Raw genomic sequence first — 3,314 nt, 5'->3', positions numbered from 1 at the left:
CACCAGGGCCGCCCGCCGCTCCGCCGGCAGGGCGGTCGCCTCGCCGGCGATGATGTCGAAGGCCAGCGTCAGCAAGGCATCGCCAGCCAGAATGGCGGTCGCCTCGTCGAAGGCTCTGTGCACGGTCGGCTGGCCACGACGCAGGTCATCGTCGTCCATGGCGGGCAGATCGTCGTGTACCAGCGAATAGCAATGCACGCATTCAAGTGCGGCGGCGACACGCAGTGCCGCCTCGCCATCGGCGGAAAAAAGGGCGGCACTTTCCATGACCAGGAAGGGGCGCAGGCGCTTGCCGCCGTTCAGCACGCCGTGCCGCATGGCTGCCATCAGCCGCTCAGGCCGCGCGATCTCGCCCGAAAGCGCACGGTCGTCGAGCAGCCGCCGCAGCAGCACCTCGACGGCGGCAGCGCGTCGGATGAGCGCCATTTCGAACGCCATTTGGTCGTCATTCGTCATGGCCCGGACCGGTAGCCGACACTCAGACGTTGCGCAAGAAGGCAAGCGCCATTATGCCGGAGCAGTATGAGCCCGTTTGGAAACTCTGCTCCTGCGGTCATCTGAGGGCGTTTTCTGCGCTTCCGGTGCTTGCGTACTCTAATGTACGCTCCGCTCCGGTTCTCGAAAACACCGTCACATGACTCACAGGAGCGCGTTTCAAAACGAGCTCTCTAGCACGGGTTGGGCGGCTTGGCGGAACCGATCGTCGATCATGAAACCGAAAAGCTGGACATGGCGACGAGATCGCGAGGCGTAAATCGCCGGGGTCTCAAACGCTGGGTCCGGCGCGGCATCGTCGTGGCCGCGGTGCTGGCTTTGATTCCGGTCGTGCTGACCTTTCTCTACCTGCCGTTCTTCGTGCATCCTGTCTCGACGCTGATGTTGAAGGACCTGGCGACGTTCTCCGGTTACGACCGCCGCTGGGTGTCGATCGACGACGTGTCGCCGGTGCTGGCCAATTCCGTCATCATGTCGGAGGATGGGCAGTTCTGCTTTCATCGTGGCGTCGATCTCGGCGAGCTGAGAGGCGTCGTCGACGACGCGTTGGCCGGCGAAGCGACGCGCGGTGCCTCGACCATCACCATGCAGACGGTAAAGAACCTGTTTCTGTGGTCGCGGCCGCTGGGCTCGGTGCGCAAGGTGGTCGAATTGCCGCTGGCCGTCTATTTCGATGCGGTGATGTCGAAACGGCGCATCATGGAAATCTACCTCAACATCGCCGAGTGGGGCCCGGGCATCTACGGCATCGAGGCCGCGGCACAGCACCATTTTGGCGTTTCGGCAAAACAGCTGTCGCGACGGCAGGCCGCCTTGCTTGCGGTTTCCTTGCCAAATCCGATCGCCCGCAATCCGGCCAAACCCGGGCCTGGCTTGAGGCGGCTCGCCAATCTGATCGAGCGGCGCGCCGGCCGCTCCGGCGCCTATGTCGGTTGTCTCCGCTAGCCGATCCAAAAAAATTCGCGCCAGTGCTGGCCAAAACGGCACAGGGCGTGTATAGGCACCCGACTTTCTCAGATTTAGGCCCCGACATGGCCCTTTCACGAGGGCGGGCGGGGCTTTTGACCATGTAGTGGAGCATATCCATGGCCGTTCCGAAACGTAAAACCTCTCCGTCCAAGCGCGGCATGCGCCGCTCGGCCGACGCCCTCAAGGCCCCGACCTATGTCGAGGACAAGAATTCCGGCGAAATGCGCCGTCCGCATCACATCGACTTGAAGACCGGCATGTATCGCGGTCGTCAGGTGTTGACGCCCAAGGAAAGCTGAGAAAAGCTTTTTCAAAGGTTTGAATTTCCATAAGGACCGGCCGGTGGCTGGTCCTTTTGCGTTTGGGCCGGCCGGCAGCGCATTTCGAGGCGTGCACCGCAGGCGTTGCAAATCCTTCGGCCGGCAACCGGCTGACATGGTTGTTGCGTGCGGTCTTCGACCGTGTTCAACGCTGCCATCGAAACATCTTGACGGCGTGCCTGTGGCGCATTCTACAAAGGATTGCCCCCACATGGAGACGCCAGATGTTCGGTGCCATTCCGCTGCTGATCGTGCCTTTCGTGCTCTACAACCTCGGACTGTTGGGAATTTTCGGCAGCGGTGACGATCCTTGGGCGAGCGAGGTCTTCTCCTTCAGTATGATGTCGGGCGGCGTGTTCTCGATGACGCTGGGCGACCTGATGATACTGATCGGGCTGGTCTTCCTGTTCCTCGAAATGGCGAAGTCGGTGCGCACGACCAACGCCTCGATCATGGACCATCTTCTGTCGACGCTGGTGTTCGTGGCCTTCCTGGTCGAGTTCCTGCTGGTGAAGGGCGCGGCCCATTCCGTCTTCTTCACGCTGATGGTCATCGCGCTGTTCGACGTGCTGGCCGGATTCGCAGTGTCGATGCGATCGGCCAGCCGAGACATCAATCTGAATTAGGTCCCCAGCGCGGAAGGCGGAAGTTTGACGGGCGCTTGCGCTGACAGTTGTCGGAAACGCCCGTAACGTCCCCGACGCTCAGCCCGGATCGGCGGTGAAGCCGGCGGCCTCGATGCCGGCGATGGCCGCGGCTTCGTCATTGTCCGAGGTGTCGCCGGAAATGCCGACGGCGCCGATGATAGCGCCAGTCTTGTCGCGGATCAGCACGCCGCCGACGACCGGCAGCACGCGTCCGCCAGAGACGTCCGAGATGCCGGCGACGAGGTGCGGGCGCTCCTTGGCGAAAGCCTCGACTTTGCGCGAGCCCATGCCGATGGCGAGCGCACCAAAGGCCTTGCCGGCCGACATTTGCGGGCGCAGGAACGAGGCGCCGTCCTGGCGCTGGAAGGCGACCAGATGCCCGCCGGCGTCGAGCACTGAGACGCCAAGCGGCTTAAGCTTGAGATCGGAGCCCTTGGCAAAGGCGGCATCGATGATTTGCCTGGCTTTTTCGAGCGGCAGTGCGGTCATGGCGGTCTCCTGTCTGAAAGGCGTCGATCATCGACCGTCGACGGGCGAGATAACATCCCGGTTTCGGTTGAAATTGCTTCGCGTGAAAGGTGGGATGGAAGCGACCGTCACAGCCTCCCGGATAGGAGTTGGTGCCTGTGCGGCTTCAGGTTATTTTTTCTTGGCGCGGGCCGGCTTCTTGGCAGGTTCCGCCGGCGCGTTGGCGAGGTCTTCGGCTTCCTTGGCGAGACGCAGCGCCCGCAGCTTGTTGGTCTTGGCCTGGCGGGCGTCGCTCTCGGCGACGTATTCGGCCATCGCCTTCTGGCGGACGGTTGCCGCCTCTTCCTGCTTCTTGAAGCGCAGGTCGGCGCGTGCGCGGGCAGCATCCCGAGAGTTCTCAACCAAGACCTTATCC

6 protein-coding genes are annotated in these 3,314 nt (G+C 62.7%); 3 read left to right on the top strand and 3 right to left on the bottom strand.

The features are described 5' to 3' along the window. Nucleotides 1-456, bottom strand: a 456-nt coding sequence (locus tag EOC06_RS41715; RefSeq protein ID WP_245469338.1) for a polyprenyl synthetase family protein, incomplete at its 3' end; no start/stop codon positions are given. A gap of 222 nt (nucleotides 457-678) precedes the next feature. Between EOC06_RS41715 and EOC06_RS05010 the strand changes: the two genes are divergently transcribed. The 3 genes from EOC06_RS05010 to EOC06_RS05000 all read left to right on the top strand — a co-directional run bounded on the left by EOC06_RS05010 (nucleotide 679) and on the right by EOC06_RS05000 (nucleotide 2,410). Then, complete coding sequence (locus tag EOC06_RS05010; RefSeq protein WP_127271462.1) at nucleotides 679-1,440, top strand: transglycosylase domain-containing protein; 762 nt, start codon at nucleotides 679-681, stop codon at nucleotides 1,438-1,440. Between the two features lie 140 nt (nucleotides 1,441-1,580). Then, entirely contained in the window at nucleotides 1,581-1,763 is a 183-nt protein-coding gene (gene rpmF, locus EOC06_RS05005; protein ID WP_008834724.1) for a 50S ribosomal protein L32, read from the top strand. A gap of 245 nt (nucleotides 1,764-2,008) precedes the next feature. Further along, nucleotides 2,009-2,410, top strand: coding sequence for a hypothetical protein (locus tag EOC06_RS05000; RefSeq protein WP_023810946.1), 402 nt, complete (start codon nucleotides 2,009-2,011; stop codon nucleotides 2,408-2,410). Nucleotides 2,411-2,488: 78 nt separating this feature from the next. On the opposite strand, the gene EOC06_RS04995 is transcribed toward EOC06_RS05000, so the two are convergent. Beyond that, nucleotides 2,489-2,920, bottom strand: coding sequence for a heme-binding protein (locus EOC06_RS04995; RefSeq protein WP_127396328.1), 432 nt, complete (start codon nucleotides 2,918-2,920; stop codon nucleotides 2,489-2,491). A 150-nt stretch (nucleotides 2,921-3,070) separates the two neighbouring features. Beyond that, on the bottom strand, nucleotides 3,071-3,314 hold a 244-nt coding region (locus EOC06_RS04990; protein ID WP_306462327.1), incomplete at its 5' end, for a hypothetical protein.

This window comes from Mesorhizobium sp. M7A.F.Ca.MR.362.00.0.0 (assembly GCF_004023175.1).
GTDB lineage: Bacteria > Pseudomonadota > Alphaproteobacteria > Rhizobiales > Rhizobiaceae > Mesorhizobium.
This window is presented reverse-complemented; position numbering and strand designations above follow the sequence as displayed.

Bases quoted from the DNA above. Each gene is read 5' to 3' on its own strand.
- rpmF (WP_008834724.1), top strand. From the start codon at position 1,581: ATGGCCGTTCCGAAACGTAAAACCTCTCCGTCCAAGCGCGGCATGCGC.
- EOC06_RS04995 (WP_127396328.1), bottom strand. From the start codon at position 2,920: ATGACCGCACTGCCGCTCGAAAAAGCCAGGCAAATCATCGATGCCGCC.
- EOC06_RS05000 (WP_023810946.1), top strand. From the start codon at position 2,009: ATGTTCGGTGCCATTCCGCTGCTGATCGTGCCTTTCGTGCTCTACAAC.